1 pseudogene is annotated in these 613 nt (G+C 63.9%); it reads left to right on the forward strand.

The annotated features are described in order from the left end of the window. A pseudogene (locus DL891_RS16615) lies at nucleotides 1-613 on the forward strand (hypothetical protein); the annotation flags it as partial.

Consider the following 613-nt stretch of genomic DNA (forward strand, 5'->3'; position numbering starts at 1 on the left):
GACTATCTGTGGGTTGGTGGCGAGTACACGCTTGTGAATGGCAAGTCGCAGCAGAGCCTGACCCGCTTCGGACCCGACGACACCGGGTTGCCGCCCACGGTTCTGCCGGCGGCCGAGGCCATGTCGAACGGAACCATCCAGGTGAAGTTCCGTACCGTGTATGACACCGATGACAGCTTGTTGACCTACCGGGTGTACCGAAACGGATCCTCCACCCCGATGTGGACTGGAACGGCGTCATCCATGTGGTGGGTGCGGCCCCAGGTGACCGTTGTCGATGCCGCTGTGACCCCGGGCACCAACTACACCTACCGGGTGACCGCCAGCGACGGACCGAACACCAGCAACCTGTCGCCGGTGGCAAGCGCACGCGCCGTGAGCGCGGTCGATAACTACGCCTCGCGGGTGATCTCCGACAGCCCCGAGTTGTATTGGCGCTATGACGGCACGAACGGCCCGTGGGTTCTGGACAGCGCAGGCGCGACCACGTCCGGGCTCAACGGTCTGGCACAGAACGGTGTGACCTACGACGCCGCAGGTGCCATCGCCGGTGACAGCAGCGCCACCGGGGTCTTCAACGGGTCCACCTCTTATATCTGGAACGACCAGTTGA

The organism is Homoserinimonas sp. OAct 916 (genome assembly GCF_003260275.1).
GTDB lineage: Bacteria > Actinomycetota > Actinomycetes > Actinomycetales > Microbacteriaceae > OACT-916.